The organism is Georgenia sp. TF02-10, from assembly GCF_022759505.1.
In the GTDB taxonomy this organism is placed as follows: Bacteria; Actinomycetota; Actinomycetes; order Actinomycetales; family Actinomycetaceae; genus TF02-10.
Genome location: NZ_CP094289.1, coordinates 1799182 through 1816198, shown reverse-complemented (window position 1 = coordinate 1816198; position 17017 = coordinate 1799182). Strand labels below are relative to the sequence as shown.

Below are 17017 nucleotides of genomic sequence, written 5' to 3'. Positions count from 1 at the left end.
GCTCCGCAGCCCGTGCGGTGGTGGGTTTCCGGCGCCGGCCCGGCCGGGCCGGCGCAGTGGTGTCACAGGGGTGGTGTCACAGGGGGCGGGGTGCCTCCTGCTCGGCCGTGGCACGTCGGATGTCGAGCGCACGCACCAGGCTCGGGTCACGCTCGAGGACCTGGTCCACCAGCGCCCGGGCCTCGGCGCCCTGCCCGTCGAGCAGCCGGAGCTGGGCGCGCAGCAGCAGCACCGTGGTGTCCCTCGTGGCCTGGACATCCTCTGTGAACAGCAGCATCGTCGGCAGGGAGGTGGCGAAGTAGTCCACCGTCGCCGGCTCCTGGGCCAGGTGGCGGGTGTAGCGCTCCAGGCCCGCGAGGAGCTCGCGCTCGTCGGCCGCCCGACCGAGCCGCCGGCAGGCGAGCACGGAGTAGTACGTCATCTCCGAGTACGGGACCGCGCTCATGGTGCGGAAGTCGCCGGCGAACGTGGCCGCCTCCTGCCACGCATGCCGGGCGCGCTCGTCCTCGCCGGCGCGCTCGTAGGCGTCGCCGAGGGCGAGGAGCAGGTGGGCGCAGTTGGCCAGCGGGTGCCGCGCCTCGCCCAGGTTGGCAGGCGGAGCGAGCGCTCCCTGCAGGAGCGTGACGGCGCGGACCGGGTCGCCGTCGGCCATCGCCCCCCGGGCCAGCGCCAGCGACGCCTCGTCCCAGGCCCCGAGCACGCGTCCCTCGCCGCCCTCCCACGGCTGGAACCGCCGGCCGCCGAGGATCGCGAGCGCCTCCTCGGGCCGGTCCTGGGCGGTGAGGAGCTCCGCCAGCTCCACCGTCAGGTCGTCGCGCTCGGCGACGACCTCGCGCAGCCCCTCCAGCCGGGCCAGCCGCTCCACGGCCGGGATGCCCCTGCGCTTGGCGAGCTGGTCGGACTCGTAGACCAGCCGGGCGTCGCCCGGCGCGGCCTCTAGGGCCCGCTCGTACCAGCGCGCGGCCTCCGCGGGGCGGCCCAGCACGTTGACCTCGGCGACGGCGAGGTTGCGGCGCACGACGGCGTCGCCGCCGTCGGCCGCGACGGACCGGCGCCACGCCGCGACGGCGTCGGTGTAGCGCCGCTCGAAGTACAGCCAGTGCCCGAGCAGCGCCCAGGCCCGGGCGTCGTCGGGCCACGCGGCGACGGTCCGGACCAGCATGTCCGCGTCGTCGAGGCGGGAGGCGAGGCAGGACGTGGCGTCGGCGGCGAGCGCGTCGCGGTGGGCCGCGCGCGCCTCCTCCGCCCGGCCGGCCCGGCGGAGCAGGTCCGCGCGGTGGTAGTGCGCCAGCGGTGCGACGTTGACCTGGCCCGGGTGGGTCGGGCTCCCGGCCGCCCGGTGGAGCAGCCGGAGGGCGTCGTCGGTCTGGCCGACGCTCGCGTGCTCGAGGGCGACGTCGAGGAGCGTCGGGGCGTCCGCGGTCAGCTCCCGGCCCGCGAGGTCCCGCGTCCACATGTCCAGCGGGTCCAGGGCCGCCGAGGCGGCCAGGACCTCCGCCGCCTCCGCCGGCCGGCCGAGGCGTCGCAGCGCCACGGCCGCGACGGCGCGCGCCTGCAGGTGCCCGGCGTCGGTCTCGAGGACCTCCCGAGCGGCGGCGAGCGCGTCGGCCGGACGGCCGGCGCGGGCGTCGAGGCGCGCCGTGGCCAGGCCCGCCGGGGACCGCCAGGCGGCCGACCAGGCGGCCTTGCCGTACAGGTCCCGGGCCTGCGCCGCCCGCCCGGTCCGCTCCAGCACCCGGGCGAGCTGGTAGAAGGGCTCACCGTCCGGCGGGTTGGGGTTGAGCGTGGTCTCGCGCTCGACGGCGGTGCGCAGGTAGCGCTCGGCCTCCTCGTAGCGCCCGGACCGCAGCCGGCGCACGCCGAGCGCCACGTTCGCCCGGCTGTTGCCGGGGTCGCGCGCCAGCGCCTCGAGCCAGTACGGCTCGGAAGACCGGGTGGCGTGGCGGTACTGGTCGAGGTGGCGGGCGGTGAGCAGGAGCTCCTCCAGGGAGGCGATGTCCGCGGGCGCCGCGGGCTCGCGGGCCGGGTCGGGGACGACGACGTCCGCGGGCGCGGCCCGGTGGGTCCAGCGGATCAGGACCTCCGGCCCGCTGCGGACGGTGGCCGTGACGTCCGTGGGCGCCAGGGCCTGCGCCACCACGAGGCGGCGCAGCACCGGGCGGCCCGGGTCGGCGTCGACGCGCTCGGACAGCAGGACCGTCCCGTCGGCGCGGGTGAGGGTGACCTCGACGTCGCGCCGCGGGCGGGTCACCGCCACGCCGAGGCGGATCTCGGTCGCCTCGGCGGGGCTCCCGCCCGCGGCCGGCGCGGGGTCGGCGGCCGGCGCGGGGTCGGCGGCCGGCTCGCCGTCGGCCAGCGGCGCGGCGTCGGCGGCCGGCTCGACGTCGGCGAGCGGCTCGACGTCGGCGAGCGGCTCGACGTCGGCGAGCGGCTCGACGTCGAGGCGGACCGCGGCCTCCAGGGTCGCCTGGTGCACCGGTCCGACCTCGCGGATCGGGTACCAGAACTGGCTGAAGGACTTGGTCTCGCCTGGGGCGAGGAAGGTGAAGTCCGGCTGGTTGTCGGTGAAGACGCCGGCCATCAGCTCGACGTACGGGCCGTCGCCGTCGGTCAGGTTGTCGTCCCAGGCCCAGCCGAACGGCGAGTTTCCCCAGGTCCACTGCTTCTTCCCGGGCGCGATCCGGTGGTCGGCCCAGTGCACGAAGCCGGCCCGGGCGCCGTGGTCGTACCCGCCGAAGAAGTCGTCCTGGGTCCCCAGGCACATGTAGGAGGTGGGGACCGGGATGTTGCGGTACCAGTCGATCCGGTCGCCGTCGGGCCGCTCGGGGGTGACCCGCGCCGGGTAGTCGACGCCGTAGTACGGGCGGTCGGCACGGGGGAAGGTGGTGACCGCGCGCTTGGCGTGGTCGGCGACGAAGCGGACGTCGGTGGGGAAGAACGACTGGTACTGGTCGTCCACCCGGGCGGCGGCGTTGGCCCACCACAGGAAGGTCTGGACGTCCTCGGTGCGGTTGAACAGCCGCACCCGCAGCTCGATGAGAGCGCTGTCCGGGCGCAGCCGGATGCCGTGCATGCCCTTCATCCGGGCGAAGGGGTCGTGGTCGGAGCACCAGACGGTGACCGCGCCGTCGTCCTCGTGCTCGATGAAGGCGTCCGTCGGCAGGAAGGTTGCCGGCCGGTGGTGCTGCGGCCAGTTCAGCTCCACGCCGCCGGAGATCCACGGTCCGGCGAGCCCGACCAGCGCCGGCTTGATCACGTTGTTGCGGTAGAAGAAGTCGTAGCCGTTGGACTTGTCCAGCCCGACGTGGATCCGGCCGCCCAGCTCGGGCAGCACCATCAGCCGGACCCAGGCGTTCTCCAGGTGGATCGCGTCCCAGCGCCGCGGCCGCTTGGTCTGCTCGATGCGCTCGTGGAACGGCAAGGGGTAGATCCGGCCGGAGGACCCCTGGTAGACGCGGTTCTCCAGGTAGGCCGGGTACCGGTCCGGGGCCGCGGGCAGGTAGGTGTCGATGGTGACCGGCTCGCGCCAGGCCGCGACCGGTGCGGTCATCTGCTCGGTCGGGACGGGCGGGAGGTCCAGGCGAGACGCGTCGTTGGGCATGGCGTGAACGCTAGGAGCGGCGGTTATGCTCCCGGAATGTCGCATCCGACGGAGCACATGGACGATCCTCTGGTCCGCCCGGACCCCGCCTGGGCCGCCGAGCACAAGCGCGACGGGTTCCCGGGGCAGCGGATGCGCGTGCTGCCGCGCCCGCTCCTGGAGCAGGCCCGACGGCGGCCGGCGACCTCCCAGCTCCTGGTCACCGACGTCGGGTTCTTCCCCCGCGCCCTGCGGCACGGGCGGTCTCGGCCGCGCGGGGCCGGGCAGAGCATCGTGATCGTCTGCGTGGCCGGTCAGGGCGTCTGCTCGCTGCGGTCCGGGCGGCACCGGGTGACCCAGGGGCATGCGCTGGTCCTGCCCCCCGGGGAGCCGCACGGCTACGAGGCCGATCCGGCCGACCCCTGGACGATCTGGTGGATGCACGTCGTCGGGGACGCGGTTCCTGGGCTGCTCGCCGCGACCGGCGCGAGCGCGGCGCGGCCGGTGGTGCGGCTGGGCGACCCGCCGCGCGTCGTCTCGCTGCTCAACACCGTCCTGCGCCGCATGGAGCACGACGAGACGACCTCCAGCCTGGTGGCGGCCGCCGGTGCCGCCTGGCACGCGCTGGCCCTCGTGGCCGCCTACCGGCGGGCCCCGGCGCCCGGCGGCAGCGACCCGGTCGAGAGCGTGCTGGAGTACCTGCGGGCCAACCTGTCCGAGCGGATATCCGTGCCCGAGCTGGCCGAGATGGCCGGCCTGAGCCAGTCGCACTTCGCCGCCCGGTTCCGCCGCGCCACCGGCTTCGGGGTGCTGGAGTACCAGACGCGCCTGCGGATGGCCGAGGCGCGCGAGCTCCTCGACACCACCGACCGCTCCGTCTCCTCGATCGCCGCCCAGGTCGGCTACTCCGACCCGCTGTACTTCACCCGGCAGTTCGGCCGGATCCACTCGGTCAGCCCGTCGGCCTACCGCCGCGGCCACGGCGCCGAGGCACCGAGCCGGGACGGCGCTCCCGCCGGTCCTTGAGGGCCGTGCGATCCGCTCAGTGCGCGGCGTCCCGCCAGGACCGGCCCCAGCCGACCGAGACGTCCAGCGGGACCTGCAGGTCGGCGGCCGCCGCCATCTGCTCGCGGACCAGCGCCTCGACCCTCTCCCGCTCCCCCGGGGCCACCTCCAGGACGAGCTCGTCGTGGACCTGGAGGAGCAGCCGGGACGCCAGGCCGGCGTCGTCCAGGGCCCACCGCACCCCGATCATCGCGACCTTGATGATGTCCGCGGCCGAGCCCTGGATCGGGGCGTTGAGGGCCATCCGCTCGGCCATGTCCCGCCGCTGCCGGTTGTCGCTGGTCAGGTCCGGCAGGTATCGCCGCCGGCCCATGATGGTCTCGGTGTACCCGGTCCGGCGGGCCTGCGCGACGACGCCGGTGAGGTAGTCCCGGACGCCGCCGAACCGCTCGAAGTAGTCGTCCATCAGGGTCCGGGCCTCCTCGACGTCGACGCCGAGCTGACGGGAGAGCCCGAACGCGCTCAGCCCGTACGCCAGGCCGTAGCTCATCGCCTTGATCTTCGAGCGCTGGGCCGGGGTGACGGCGTCGGTGGGGACCTCGAAGACGCGGGAGCCGACGTAGGAGTGCAGGTCCTCGCCGGACCGGAAGGCCGCGATGAGCCCGGCGTCGCCGGAGAGGTGCGCCATGATCCGCATCTCGATCTGGGAGTAGTCGGCGGTGAGCAGGCACTCGTAGCCCTCCCCCACCACGAACCCCTCCCGGATGCGCAGGCCGTCCTCGGTGCGCACCGGGATGTTCTGCAGGTTCGGGTCGGTGGAGCTGAGCCGGCCGGTGGCGGCGATGGTCTGGTGGAAGGTGGTGTGGATCCGCCCGTCCGGGGCGACGGTCCGGAGCAGGCCCTCCACCGTCTGCCGGAGCCGGATCTGGTCCCGGTGGGCCAGCAGGTGCTCCAGGAAGGGGTGGGGCCTCTTGACGTACAGGTCCGCCAGTGCGTCGGCGTCGGTGGTGTAGCCGGTCTTGGTGCGCTTGGTCCGGGGCATGTCGAGCTCGGTGAAGAGGACCTCCTGCAGCTGCTTGGGGCTGGAGAGGTTAACCTCGTGCCCGATCGCCTCGTAGGCCTGCTCGGCGGCGCGGGCGACGGCGTTGTCGAACCCGGCCTGGAGCTCGGCGAGGTTGGCGGTGTCCGCGGCGATCCCGGCCTTCTCCATCCGCTCGAGCACCCGCTGCACGGGCAGCTCCAGGTCCCGCAGCAGGGCGGCGGCGCCGCGGTCCGCGAGCTCGGCGCCGAGGGCCTGGGCGAGCTCGGCGACCGCGGCCGCGCGCAGCCCGGCGTAGCGGTCCCCGGCCGCCTCGTCCAGGGTGAGCACGCCCTGGGCGGCGTCGCCCTCCTCGATCTCCCGGCCCAGGTACCGGGCGGCGAGGTCGGGCAGGGCGTACTGCCGCTGGTCCGGGTGGCACAGGTAGGCGCCGAGCGCGGTGTCGAAGGCGACCCCGGCGAGCGGCAGGCCGCGCCCGTCTAGGGCGTGCCAGGCGGTCTTCGCCTCGTGCAGGGCCTTGGGGGCGGCCGGGTCGGCGAGCCAGGTGGCCAGCGCCTGCTCGGCGTCGGCGTCGATCTCGGTGAGGTCGACGGTGACGGCGTGCCCGGCGTCGTCCCCGACCGCCAGGGACCACGCGTCGCCGGTGCCGTGCTGGACGGTGCCGGTGACGTCCAGGCCGAGCACCTGCCCGCGGCGGGCCGCGAGCCAGCCGGCGAGGCCGCCGTCGGCCTGGCCCACGGGGACGACGTCGACCTCGAGGGGGCCGGCCGGGGCGGCGGCCTCGTCCGGGGAGGCGGGCAGGATGGCGAAGAGCCGCTCGCGCAGGGTGGTGAACTCGAGGGTGTCGAAGAGCTGGTGCACCTGCTCGCGGTCGACGTCGCGGCGCACCAGGTCGTCCGGCCGCAGCGGCAGCTCCAGGTCGCGCAGCAGGTGGTTGAGCCGCCGGTTGCGGATCACCTGGTCGAGGTGGTCGCGCAGGCTCTGCCCGGCCTTGCCGCCGACCTGGTCGGCGTGCCCGATGACGCCGTCGAGCCCGTCGAACTGCAGGATCCACTTCGCGGCGGTCTTCGGGCCGACCCCGGGCACGCCGGGCAGGTTGTCGCTGGTCTCCCCCACCAGGGCGGCGAGGTCGGGGTAGCGCTCGGGCGGGACGCCGTACTTCTCGGCGACGGCGTCCGGGGTCATCCGGGTGAGGGTGGAGACCCCGCGGATCGGGTACAGGACGGTGGTGGCCTCGTCGACGAGCTGGAAGGTGTCCCGGTCCCCGGAGCAGATCAGCACGTCCATCCCGGCGGCGGTGGCCTGGGTGGCGAGGGTGGCGATGATGTCGTCGGCCTCGACGTTCGGCTTCTCCAGCACCGCGACGTTCATCGCCGCGAGGACCTCCTGGATGAGCGGGACCTGGCCGCGGAACGGCTGCGGCGTCTCCGCCCGGCCGGCCTTGTACTCCGCGTACTCCTCGGTGCGGAAGGTGACGTCGGAGACGTCGAACGCGACGGCGAGGTGGGTGGGCTGCTCGTCGGCGAGCAGCTTCAGCAGCATGGAGAGGAAGCCGTAGACCGCGTTCGTGGTCTGCCCGGTGCTGGTGCTGAAGTTCTCCGCGGGCAGCGCGAAGAACGCCCGGAAGGCCATGGAGTGTCCGTCGATGAGCAGCAGGCGTGGGCGGGAGTCGGTCACGCAGACACCCTAGGTGCTGCCGGGGACACGGGTGCGGGGCGGGCCCGGCGCCGTTCCCAGTGCTCCCCTGCCCCGTCGCGGGCGTGCCGGCACGCCCGCGGGGTTCTGTGCCGTGTGCCACCCTGGCCCCATGACCGCTCACCTCCTGGCCCGCCTGCAGGCGGCCTCGGTCGGCACCCTGTCCGACCGGCTCGGCATCGAGCTGCTCGAGGCGTCCGCGGAGCGGGTGGTGGCCCGCATGCCGGTGGCCGGCAACACCCAGCCGTTCGGGCTGCTGCACGGCGGGGCGTCGGTGGCGCTGGCGGAGACGGTCGGCTCCATCGCCGCGACGCTGCACGCCGGGACGGGCCGGACGGCCGTGGGCACCGAGGTCAACGCCACCCACCACCGGTCGGTACGGGAGGGTCACGTGACGGCCACCGCCACGCCGCTGCACCACGGCGCCCGGACCGCCAGCTACCAGGTCGCCGTCGTCGACGACGACGACCGCCGGGTCTGCACCGCCCGGCTCAGCTGCATGCTGCTGGACCTGCCGGCCGACGGCGGTCGGCAGGACGGCTGACGCGGCAGCCGCGGGCGGCTACTTGCCGCCCGACGGCCGCGGGCGGCTACTTGCCGCCGACCTGCTCGATGACCGCGTCGGCGACCTCACGCATGGTCAGGCGCCGGTCCATGGAGGTCTTCTGGATCCACCGGAACGCCTCCGGCTCGGTCAGCCCCATCTTGGTCATGAGCAGGCCCTTGGCCCGGTCGACCCGCTTGCGGGTCTCGAACTGCTCGGCGAGCGAGGCGACCTCGGACTCCAGGGAGGTGATCTCCTCGTGGCGGGAGATGGCGATCTCCACCGCGGGCAGCAGGTCGGCCGGGGTGAACGGCTTGACCACGTAGGCCATGGCGCCGACGTCGCGGGCCCGCTCGACCAGCTCCTTCTGGGAGAAGGCGGTGAGCATGACGACGGCGCAGGTGCGGTTGGCGATGAGCCGCTCGGCCGCGGTGATGCCGTCCATCACGGGCATCTTGACGTCCATCACGACGACGTCCGGCTCGAGCTCGGTGGCGAGCCGGACGGCGGCCTCGCCGTCGGCGGCCTCGCCGACGACCTCGAAGCCGGCCTCGGTCAGGGACTCGACGATGTCGAGCCGGATGAGGGTCTCGTCCTCGGCCACGACGACGCGGCGGCGCGTCGACGGCTCGGCCGGGGCGCTGGCGGCCGGCGCGCGCTCGGGCAGGTCCAGCGTGGGCGTGGTCCGCTCGGTGCCGGCGGTGGACTGGGCGTCGCTGTCGTTCGTGCTCACCAGAGCAGCGTAACGGTGCATGCGCCGCGCGGCACCGCGCCAGGCGCCGACGTGACGCGTACCTCAGGCCGTCGTCGCCCGGGCCGCCCTTGCCGGTGAGCAGCGCGCCGCTGTCTGCAGGCCTTCCAGCCGCAGCCCCGCGCCTGCACCTGCACCTGCACCGAGAACGACAAATCGGTTGCTGGCAACAACCACTATGACTGTCTCGACGCACGACGCCGCCGCCGGCGCCCCCGCACAGCACCGAGAACGACAAAACGGTTGCTGGCAACAACCACTATGACTGTCTCGACGACCATGACTGGGTACACCCGCACCCGATGCGTCGAGACAGTCATCGTCGTCGAGACAACGCGGCCGGTCGTGCTCCGGCAGGTCCCAAGCCGGCAAACCTGCACCGCGGGGCGGCCGTGCTCCTGGCGGGACTCGAACCCGCATGCCTCTCGGCGCCGCATTTTGAGTGCGGAGTGTCTGCCAGTTCCACCACAGGAGCGTGCTCCGGTCGGCCCGGGGTGGGCCGGCCGGGGTACATCCGCCGGTCAGGGTACCGGCCGGCCTGGGCCGGACTGCCGACGGCGCTGGCCCGTGCGGGCGCAGCCGGTGCCGGTGCTGGCCGGACCGAGGGTGTTGGCCGACCGGCGGCCAGGCCGCGGGCGTGCCCGTCCGACCGGCGGCCGGCCGAGAAGCCGACCGATGGCGGTCGGCGGGCACGCACCGCCGTCGGCGGGGCAGGCGCGGCAGCGTCAGGCCCGGGTGTAGGTCTCCCCGATCTTGTGCACACGGATGGAGTTGGTCGAGCCGACCTGGCCCGGCGGCATGCCGGCGACGATGACGACCCGGTCGCCCTCCTCGGCCAGCCCGGTGGCCTGCAGGAGCTGGTCGACCTGGTTGACCATGTCGTCGGTGTGGCTGACCTTGGGCACGGTGTGGGTCTGCACGCCCCAGGACAGCGCCAGCCGGTTCCGGGTGTCGGTGTTGGGGGTGAACGCCAGCAGCGGGATCGGCGAGCGCAGCCGGCACATCCGCCGGGCGGAGTCGCCGGACTCGGTGAACGTCACCAGGTACTTGACCTCGAGCATCTCCCCGATGTCCGCGGCCGCCCGGGTGATGACGCCGCCGCGGGTGTGCGGGGCGGAGCCGAGCGGGGCGATCCGCTCGCCGCCGTGCTCCTCGGTGTTCTCCACGATCCGGGCCATGGTCCGCACGGTCTCGATCGGGAACTCCCCCACCGAGGTCTCCCCGGAGAGCATGACCGCGTCGGCGCCGTCGAGGATCGCGTTGGCGACGTCGGAGGCCTCCGCGCGGGTGGGCCGGGGGTTGGTGACCATCGACTCCAGCATCTGGGTGGCGACGATGACCGGCTTGGCGCTGCGCCGGGCGAGCTCGATGGCCCGCTTCTGGACCAGCGGGACCTGCTCCAGCGGCATCTCCACGCCGAGGTCGCCGCGGGCGACCATGATCCCGTCGAACGCCTCGACCACCTCGACCAGGTTCTCCACCGCCTGCGGCTTCTCCACCTTGGCGATGACCGGCACCCGGCGGCCGACCTCCTCCATGATTGCGTGCACGTCCTCCACGTCGGCGGCCGAGCGGACGAAGGACAGGGCGATCAGGTCGGCGCCGATCTGCAGGCCCCAGCGCAGGTCGTCCTTGTCCTTCTCCGACAGCGCCGGGACCGAGACGGCGACGCCGGGCAGGTTCAGCCCCTTGTGGTTGGAGACCGGCCCGGGCACCTCCACCCGGGTGACGACGCGCGGGCCGTCGACCTCCAGCACCCGCACGGCCACCTTGCCGTCGTCGATGAGGATCCGGTCCCCGGGCTTGCAGTCCCCGGGCAGGCCGGCGAACGTGGTGGAGGCGATCTCGGCGGTGCCAGGGACGTCCTCGGTGGTGATGGTGAAGGTGTCGCCCTCCTTGAGGTACACCTTCTCGGCGGTGAAGTTGCCCAGCCGGATCTTTGGGCCCTGCAGGTCCACCAGCACCGCGACCGCGCGCCCGGAGGCCTGGGCGGCGGCGCGCACGTTGCGGTAGACCGCCTCGTGCTCGGCGACGTCGCCGTGGCTGCGGTTGATCCGGGCGACGTCCATGCCGGCGTCCACCAGCTCCTGGACCTTCTCGGCCGACGCGGTCGCCGGCCCAATCGTGCACACGATCTTGGCTCTACGCATGGGCCTCAGCCTAGGGCAGCCGTCCGGGCCGGGCGCGGGCCGTACCGCCCAGGAGGACCCGCCGGCGGTGGCCTACCGGGGCCGGCCCGAGGGCGGTGCGGGGTGCGGCCGGGCCCGCCGACGGCGGCCGGTCCCGCCCGGCCGCCGGGTGCCGTCCCGGGCCGGCCGGCCCGGGCCGCGGCGCCGTCAGACCGAGACGGACGCCGTCGAGGGCAGGATCGGCGCGGGAAGGTCGGTCTCGCCGCGCAGGAACGCGTCGACCGCGGCCGCCGCCGCCCGGCCCTCGGCGATCGCCCAGACGATGAGGGACTGCCCCCGCCCGGCGTCGCCGGCGACGAAGACCCCGGGGACCGACGTGGCAAACGTCTCATCGCGGACCACCCGGCCGCGGGCGTCCACCGCCACCCCGAGCTGGTCGACCAGCCCGGTGCGCGGCACGCCGGTGAAGCCCAGGGCGAGCAGGACGAGCTGGGCGGGCACGACCCGCTCGGTGCCGGGCACCGGGACGGCGCGCCCGTCGACCTTCTCCACCGTCTCCAGCCGCAGGTGGGTGACGGCGCCCGGGCCGGCACTGCCGTCGCTGAGCAGCTCGGCGGTGCCGGTGGCGTAGACCCGCTCGCCGTTCTCCTCGTGCGAGGTGGAGACCCGGTAGACCTTGGGGTAGGTCGGCCAGGGCTGGTCCGCGGCCCGCTCCCGGGGCGGGACGGGATTGATGTCGATCTGGGTGACCGAGCGGGCGCCCTGCCGGGTGGCGGTGCCCAGGCAGTCCGAGCCGGTGTCGCCGCCGCCGATGATGACCACGTCCTTGCCGGTGGCCAGGATCTGGTCCGGGACGTCGTCGCCGGCCACCGCCCGGTTGGCCTGGACCAGGTACTCCATGGCGGTGTGCACCCCGGCCAGGTCCCGGCCCGGGACGGGCAGGTCCCGGGGCACCGTGGAGCCCATGGCCAGCACGACGGCGTCGTAGCGCTCGCGCAGGTCCGCCCCGGTCAGCGCGCCCGGCCCGGTGCCGCCGACGTCGACGCCGGGACGGAACCGGGTGCCCTCGGCGACCATCTGCGCGACCCGCCGCTCGACCTGGTCCTTCTCCATCTTGAAGTCGGGGATGCCGTAGGTGAGCAGCCCGCCGATGCGGTCGTCCCGCTCGTAGACGGCCACCGTGTGCCCGGCCCGGGTGAGCTGCTGGGCGGCGGCCAGCCCGGCCGGGCCGGACCCGACGACGGCGACCGTGGCCCCGGTCAGCCGCTCGGGCACCTGCGGCTCGACCAGGCCCAGGTCCCAGGCGTTGTCGGCGATGGACTGCTCGATGTTCTTGATGGTCACCGCCGGCTGGTTGATGCCCAGCACGCAGGCGGACTCGCACGGGGCCGGGCACAGCCGGCCGGTCCACTCCGGGAAGTTGTTGGTGGCGTGCAGCCGCTCGATCGCCCCGGCCCAGTCCTGGCGGCGGGTGAGCTCGTTCCACTCCGGGATCAGGTTGCCCAGCGGGCAGCCGTTGTGGCAGAACGGCACCCCGCAGTCCATGCACCGGGTGGCCTGGCGGACCAGGGCCGGGGCGTCCTCGGCGCGCCGCTCGTACACCTCCCGGGAGTCCAGGATGCGCACCGGCACCGGGCGCCGGCGGGGCAGCTCGCGCTCGCGGTAAGTCAGGAAGCCGCGGGGGTCAGCCATGGGTGCTCGCCTTCATGATCGAGGCCCACACGTCCGGTGAGCTGGGGTCCAGGCCGTCCTCGGCCGCCCGGACCAGGGCGGCGGAGACGGCGGCGTACTGCCGCGGGAGCACCTTGGTCAGCCGGGGCAGGCCGCCGCCGTCGGCCAGCAGGGCGGCGGCCACCGCCGAGCCGGTCAGGTCGGCGTGCCGGCGCAGCAGCGCGGTGACGATGGTGACGTCCTCGGCGTCCAGCGGGCGCAGCAGCAGCTCGCCGGTGGCCAGGGCCGGGCCGTTGACCTTGCCGGGGTCGAGGTCCAGGACGTAGGCGGTGCCGCCGGACATGCCGGCGCCGAGGTTCCGGCCGGTCGGGCCCAGGACCAGCATGGTGCCGCCGGTCATGTACTCCGCGGCGTGGTCCCCCACCCCCTCCACCACCAGGGTGGCCCCGGAGTTGCGCACCCCGAACCGCTCCCCGGCCCGGCCGCGGAGGAAGATCTCCCCGGCCGTGGCGCCGTAGCCGATGACGTTGCCGGCGATGACGTTCTCCTCGGCGGCGAGCACCGACCCGGCCGGCGGGGCCAGCACGATCCGGCCGCCGGAGAGGGACTTGCCGACGTAGTCGTTGGCGTCCCCGTGCAGCCGCAGGGTCACCCCGCGGGGCAGCAGGGCGCCGAAGGACTGCCCGGCGGAGCCGGTCAGGGTGATGTCGATCGTGCCGTCCGGCAGGCCGGCGCCGCCGTAACGCTTGGTCACCTCGTGGCCGAGCATGGTGCCCACGGTGCGGTTGGTGTTGCGCACCGGCAGGTCGATCCGCACCGGCTCGCCGCGCTCCAGCGCCGGGCCGGCGCGGGCGATGAGCTCGTGGTCCAGCGCGGCCGCCAGGCCGTGGTCCTGGGCGCGCACGTGCCGCAGCGCGGAGCCGGGCGCCGGGTCGACCTTGGTCAGCAGCGGCTCCAGGTCCAGCCCGGAGGCCTTCCAGTGCTCCACCGCCGCGGTGGTGTCCAGCAGGTCCGCCTGACCGACCGCCTCGTCCAGGGACCGCAGCCCGAGGGCGGCGAGGTGCTCGCGGACCTCCTCGGCGACGAACTCGAAGAAGGTGACCACGTGCTCGGCGCGACCGGTGAACCGGGACCGGAGCTCGGGGTTCTGGGTGGCGATGCCCACCGGGCAGGTGTCCAGGTGGCAGACCCGCATCATCACGCAGCCCTCCACCACCAGCGGGGCGGTGGCGAAGCCGAACTCCTCGGCGCCGAGCAGGGCGGCGACCACCACGTCCCGGCCGGTCTTCATCTGCCCGTCGGCCTGGACCACCACCCGGTCCCGCAGCCCGTTGAGCACCAGGGTCTGCTGGGTCTCGGCCAGCCCGATCTCCCACGGGCCGCCGGCGTGCTTGAGCGAGGTCAGCGGCGAGGCGCCGGTGCCGCCGTCGTGCCCGGAGACCAGGACGACGTCGGCGTGCGCCTTGGCCACCCCGGCCGCGACCGTGCCCACCCCGATCTCGCTGACCAGCTTCACGTGCACCCGGGCGGCCGGGTTGGCGTTCTTCAGGTCGTGGATGAGCTGCTTGAGGTCCTCGATGGAGTAGATGTCGTGGTGCGGCGGCGGGGAGATGAGCCCGACGCCGGGGGTGGAGTGCCGGGTCTGGGCGATCCACGGGTAGACCTTGTGCGCCGGTAGCTGGCCGCCCTCGCCGGGCTTGGCGCCCTGGGCCATCTTGATCTGGATGTCGTCGGCGTTGGTCAGGTACTCGGCGGTGACCCCGAACCGGCCGGAGGCCACCTGCTTGATCGCCGAGCGGCGGCGCGGGTCGCGGAGCCGGTCCGGGTCCTCCCCGCCCTCGCCGGTGTTGGACTTCCCGCCGAGCATGTTCATCGCGACCGCGAGGGTCTCATGCGCCTCGGCGGAGATGGAGCCGTAGCTCATCGCGCCGGTGGAGAACCGCTTGACGATCGCGCTGACCGGCTCCACCTCCTCCAGCGGCACCGGGGTGCGGCCGGCGGCGTTCAGCCGGAGCAGCCCGCGCAGGGTCATCAGCCGGCGGGACTGCTCGTCCACCCCCCGGGTGTAGGACCGGAAGACGTCGTAGCGGCGGGTCCGGGTGGAGTGCTGGAGCCGGAAGATCGTCTCGGGGTCGAACAGGTGCGGCTCGCCCTCGCGGCGCCACTGGTACTCCCCGCCGGTGCGCAGGGTGCGGTGCTTGGGCGAGATGCCCGACGGCGGGTAGGCGGTGGCGTGCCGGGCGGCGACCTCGGCGGCGATGACGTCCAGCCCGACCCCGCCGAGCGGGGTGGGGGTGCCGGTGAAGTACTCGGCCACCAGGTCCTCGGACAGGCCCAGGGCCTCGAAGACCTGGGCGCCGCGGTAGGAGGCGAGGGTGGAGATGCCCATCTTGGACATCACCTTCAGCACGCCCTTGCCCAGGGCGGTGATCAGGTTGGCCACCGCCTGCTCGGGGCTGACCCCGGTCAGCACGCCGTCGCGGACCAGGTGCTCCACGCTCTCCATCGCCAGGTACGGGTTGACCGCGGCGGCGCCGTAGCCGATGAGCAGCGCGACGTGGTGGACCTCCCGGACGTCCCCCGCCTCGACCAGCAGAGAGATCTTGGTCCGGGTGCGCCGGCGCAGGGTGTGGTGGTGCACGGCCGCGGTGAGCAGCAGGGACGGGATCGGCGCGAGCTCGGCGGTGGACTCCCGGTCGGACAGGATCAGGAAGCTCACCCCGGCGTCGATGGCGGCGTCGACCTCGGCGAAGATCTCCGCCAGCCGCTCCTGCAGGGCGGCCCCGCCGCCGGAGACCCGGTACAGCCCGGAGATGGTGGTGGAGGTGAAGCCGTGGCCGCGGCGGGCCCGGCCGATGTGCTTGATCTTGGCGAGCTGGTCGTTGTCCATCGTGGGGAAGGGGACGACGACCTTGCGGGCGTGGTCGGGGGTGTCGGCGAGCAGGTTCGGCTCCGGGCCGATGGCGCCGCCCAGGGCGGTGACCAGCTCTTCCCGGATGGCGTCCAGCGGCGGGTTGGTCACCTGGGCGAAGAGCTGGGTGAAGTAGTCGAAGAGCAGCCGGGGCCGGGCGGAGAGGACGGCCAGGGGGGTGTCGGTGCCCATCGAGCCGATCGGCTCCGCACCGGTGGCGGCCATCGGCGCGAGCAGGATCCGGAGCTCTTCCTCGGTGTAGCCGAAGGTCTGCTGGCGGCGCACGACCGAGAGCCGGGAGTGGTCCACGTGGTCCCGGTCGGGCAGGTCCTCCAGGTGCACCAGGCCGGCGTCGAGCCACTGCTGGTAGGGGTGGGCGTCGGCGAGGGAGCGCTTGACCTCCTCGTCGGGCACGATCCGGCCGGCCTGGGTGTCGACCAGGAACATCCGCCCGGGCTGCAGCCGGCCCTTGCGGACGACCTTCTCCGGCGGCAGGTCCAGCACCCCGGTCTCGGAGGCGAGGACGACCAGGCCGTCGTCGGTGACCCAGTACCGGCCCGGGCGCAGCCCGTTGCGGTCCAGCACGGCGCCGACCAGGGTGCCGTCGGTGAAGGTGAGCGCGGCGGGGCCGTCCCAGGGCTCGATGAGGGTGGAGGTGTACTCGTAGAAGGCGCGCACCGCCGGCGGCATGCCGGTGTGGTTCTGCCAGGCCTCGGGGACCATCATCAGGATCGCGTGCGGCAGGGACCGGCCGGCGAGGTGGAGGAGCTCGAGGACCTCGTCGAAGGTGGCCGAGTCCGAGGCGCCGGGGGTGCAGATCGGGGTGAGCGGCTCCAGGTCGCCGAGCACGTCCGAGGACGCGGTGCCCTCCCGGGCCGCCATCCAGCCGCGGTTGCCGCGCACGGTGTTGATCTCCCCGTTGTGCGCGAGCAGCCGGAACGGCTGGGCGAGCGGCCAGGACGGGAAGGTGTTGGTGGAGAAGCGGGAGTGCACCAGGGCGATCTCGCTGGCCAGCCGCTCGTCGGAGAGGTCGGGGAAGAAGGGCTGTAGCTGGGTGGTGGTGAGCATGCCCTTGTAGACCAGGGTCCGGGCGGACAGCGAGGCGAGGTAGACGCCCAGCTCGCGCTCGATGCGCTTGCGGAGCCGGAAGGTGCGCCGGTCCAGGTCCAGCCCGGTGCGCTTCCCGGCGGCGTCGGCGACGAAGAGCTGGCGGAAGGTGGGCATCGACTCCCGGGCGCTGGGCCCGATCATCGAGGGGTCGGTGGGCACCTCGCGCCAGCCGAGGACGGTGAGGTCCTCCTCGGCGGCGATGGTCTCGATGCCGGCGACGGCGTCGGCGACGGCGGCCGGTCCGTCCTCCGCGCCGGGGAGGAACACCAGCCCGGGCGCGTAGCCGCCGGCCGGCGGCAGCGGGAAGTCGACGACGGCGCGCAGGAAGGCGTCCGGGACCTGGGTGAGCAGGCCGGCGCCGTCGCCGGTGTTCTCCTCGGCGCCGACGGCGCCGCGGTGGTCGAGGTTGAGCAGCACCGTGAGGGCGGCGTCCACGATGTCCCGGCCGGGGGTGCCGCGCAGCGTGGCGACGAAGCCGACGCCGCAGGCGTCGTGCTCCTGCTGGCCGTCGTAGAGGCCCCGGGGCGCGGGGCTGCTGAACGGGGTAGTCCTGGCTCGGTCCATCGGTTCCTCACCACGGGA

Annotated in this window: 8 protein-coding genes and 1 tRNA gene; 2 read left to right on the top strand and 7 right to left on the bottom strand. The window is 74.3% G+C overall.

Annotation, left to right across the window (positions count from 1 at the left end; genetic code table 11):
* Positions 1-76: 76 nt before the first annotated feature.
* Positions 77-3601, bottom strand: coding sequence for a DUF5107 domain-containing protein (locus MF406_RS08190; protein ID WP_242897533.1), 3525 nt, complete (start codon positions 3599-3601; stop codon positions 77-79).
* 36 nt (positions 3602-3637) lie between these two features.
* Between MF406_RS08190 and MF406_RS08185 the strand changes: the two genes are divergently transcribed.
* A complete protein-coding gene (locus MF406_RS08185) occupies positions 3638-4606 on the top strand; it encodes an AraC family transcriptional regulator (RefSeq protein ID WP_242897532.1) in 969 nt (322 codons plus the stop codon).
* A 16-nt stretch (positions 4607-4622) separates the two neighbouring features.
* Here MF406_RS08185 and polA read toward each other — a convergent pair whose 3' ends face one another.
* A complete protein-coding gene (gene polA, locus MF406_RS08180; protein WP_256463945.1) occupies positions 4623-7301 on the bottom strand; it encodes a DNA polymerase I in 2679 nt (892 codons plus the stop codon).
* Between the two features lie 130 nt (positions 7302-7431).
* Here polA and MF406_RS08175 point away from each other — a divergent pair, with 130 nt between their 5' ends.
* The gene (locus MF406_RS08175; RefSeq protein ID WP_242897531.1) at positions 7432-7863 is read left to right on the top strand and encodes a hotdog fold thioesterase; all 432 of its coding nucleotides are present in this window, start codon (positions 7432-7434) and stop codon (positions 7861-7863) included.
* A gap of 46 nt (positions 7864-7909) precedes the next feature.
* Here the strand turns inward: MF406_RS08175 and MF406_RS08170 are convergent, their stop codons facing one another.
* The 5 genes from MF406_RS08170 to gltB form a co-directional block, all read right to left on the bottom strand.
* On the bottom strand, positions 7910-8536 hold the full coding sequence (locus tag MF406_RS08170) for an ANTAR domain-containing response regulator (protein WP_371744658.1): 627 nt from the start codon (positions 8534-8536) through the stop codon (positions 7910-7912).
* Between the two features lie 471 nt (positions 8537-9007).
* A tRNA-Leu gene (locus tag MF406_RS08165) sits at positions 9008-9089 on the bottom strand.
* A gap of 250 nt (positions 9090-9339) precedes the next feature.
* A complete protein-coding gene (pyk, locus tag MF406_RS08160; protein ID WP_242897530.1) occupies positions 9340-10764 on the bottom strand; it encodes a pyruvate kinase in 1425 nt (474 codons plus the stop codon).
* 186 nt (positions 10765-10950) lie between these two features.
* Positions 10951-12435 (bottom strand): glutamate synthase subunit beta, encoded by a 1485-nt coding sequence (locus tag MF406_RS08155; RefSeq protein WP_242897529.1) that lies wholly within the window; start codon positions 12433-12435, stop codon positions 10951-10953.
* The gene (gene gltB, locus MF406_RS08150; RefSeq protein WP_242897528.1) at positions 12428-16999 is read right to left on the bottom strand and encodes a glutamate synthase large subunit; all 4572 of its coding nucleotides are present in this window, start codon (positions 16997-16999) and stop codon (positions 12428-12430) included. Before gltB ends, MF406_RS08155 begins: the two co-directional genes overlap by 8 nt.
* Positions 17000-17017: the final 18 nt, after the last annotated feature.

Bases quoted from the DNA above. Each gene is read 5' to 3' on its own strand.
- MF406_RS08190 (WP_242897533.1), bottom strand. From the start codon at position 3,601: ATGCCCAACGACGCGTCTCGCCTGGACCTCCCGCCCGTCCCGACCGAG.
- gltB (WP_242897528.1), bottom strand. From the start codon at position 16,999: ATGGACCGAGCCAGGACTACCCCGTTCAGCAGCCCCGCGCCCCGGGGC.
- MF406_RS08185 (WP_242897532.1), top strand. From the start codon at position 3,638: ATGTCGCATCCGACGGAGCACATGGACGATCCTCTGGTCCGCCCGGAC.
- pyk (WP_242897530.1), bottom strand. From the start codon at position 10,764: ATGCGTAGAGCCAAGATCGTGTGCACGATTGGGCCGGCGACCGCGTCG.
- MF406_RS08175 (WP_242897531.1), top strand. From the start codon at position 7,432: ATGACCGCTCACCTCCTGGCCCGCCTGCAGGCGGCCTCGGTCGGCACC.
- MF406_RS08155 (WP_242897529.1), bottom strand. From the start codon at position 12,435: ATGGCTGACCCCCGCGGCTTCCTGACTTACCGCGAGCGCGAGCTGCCC.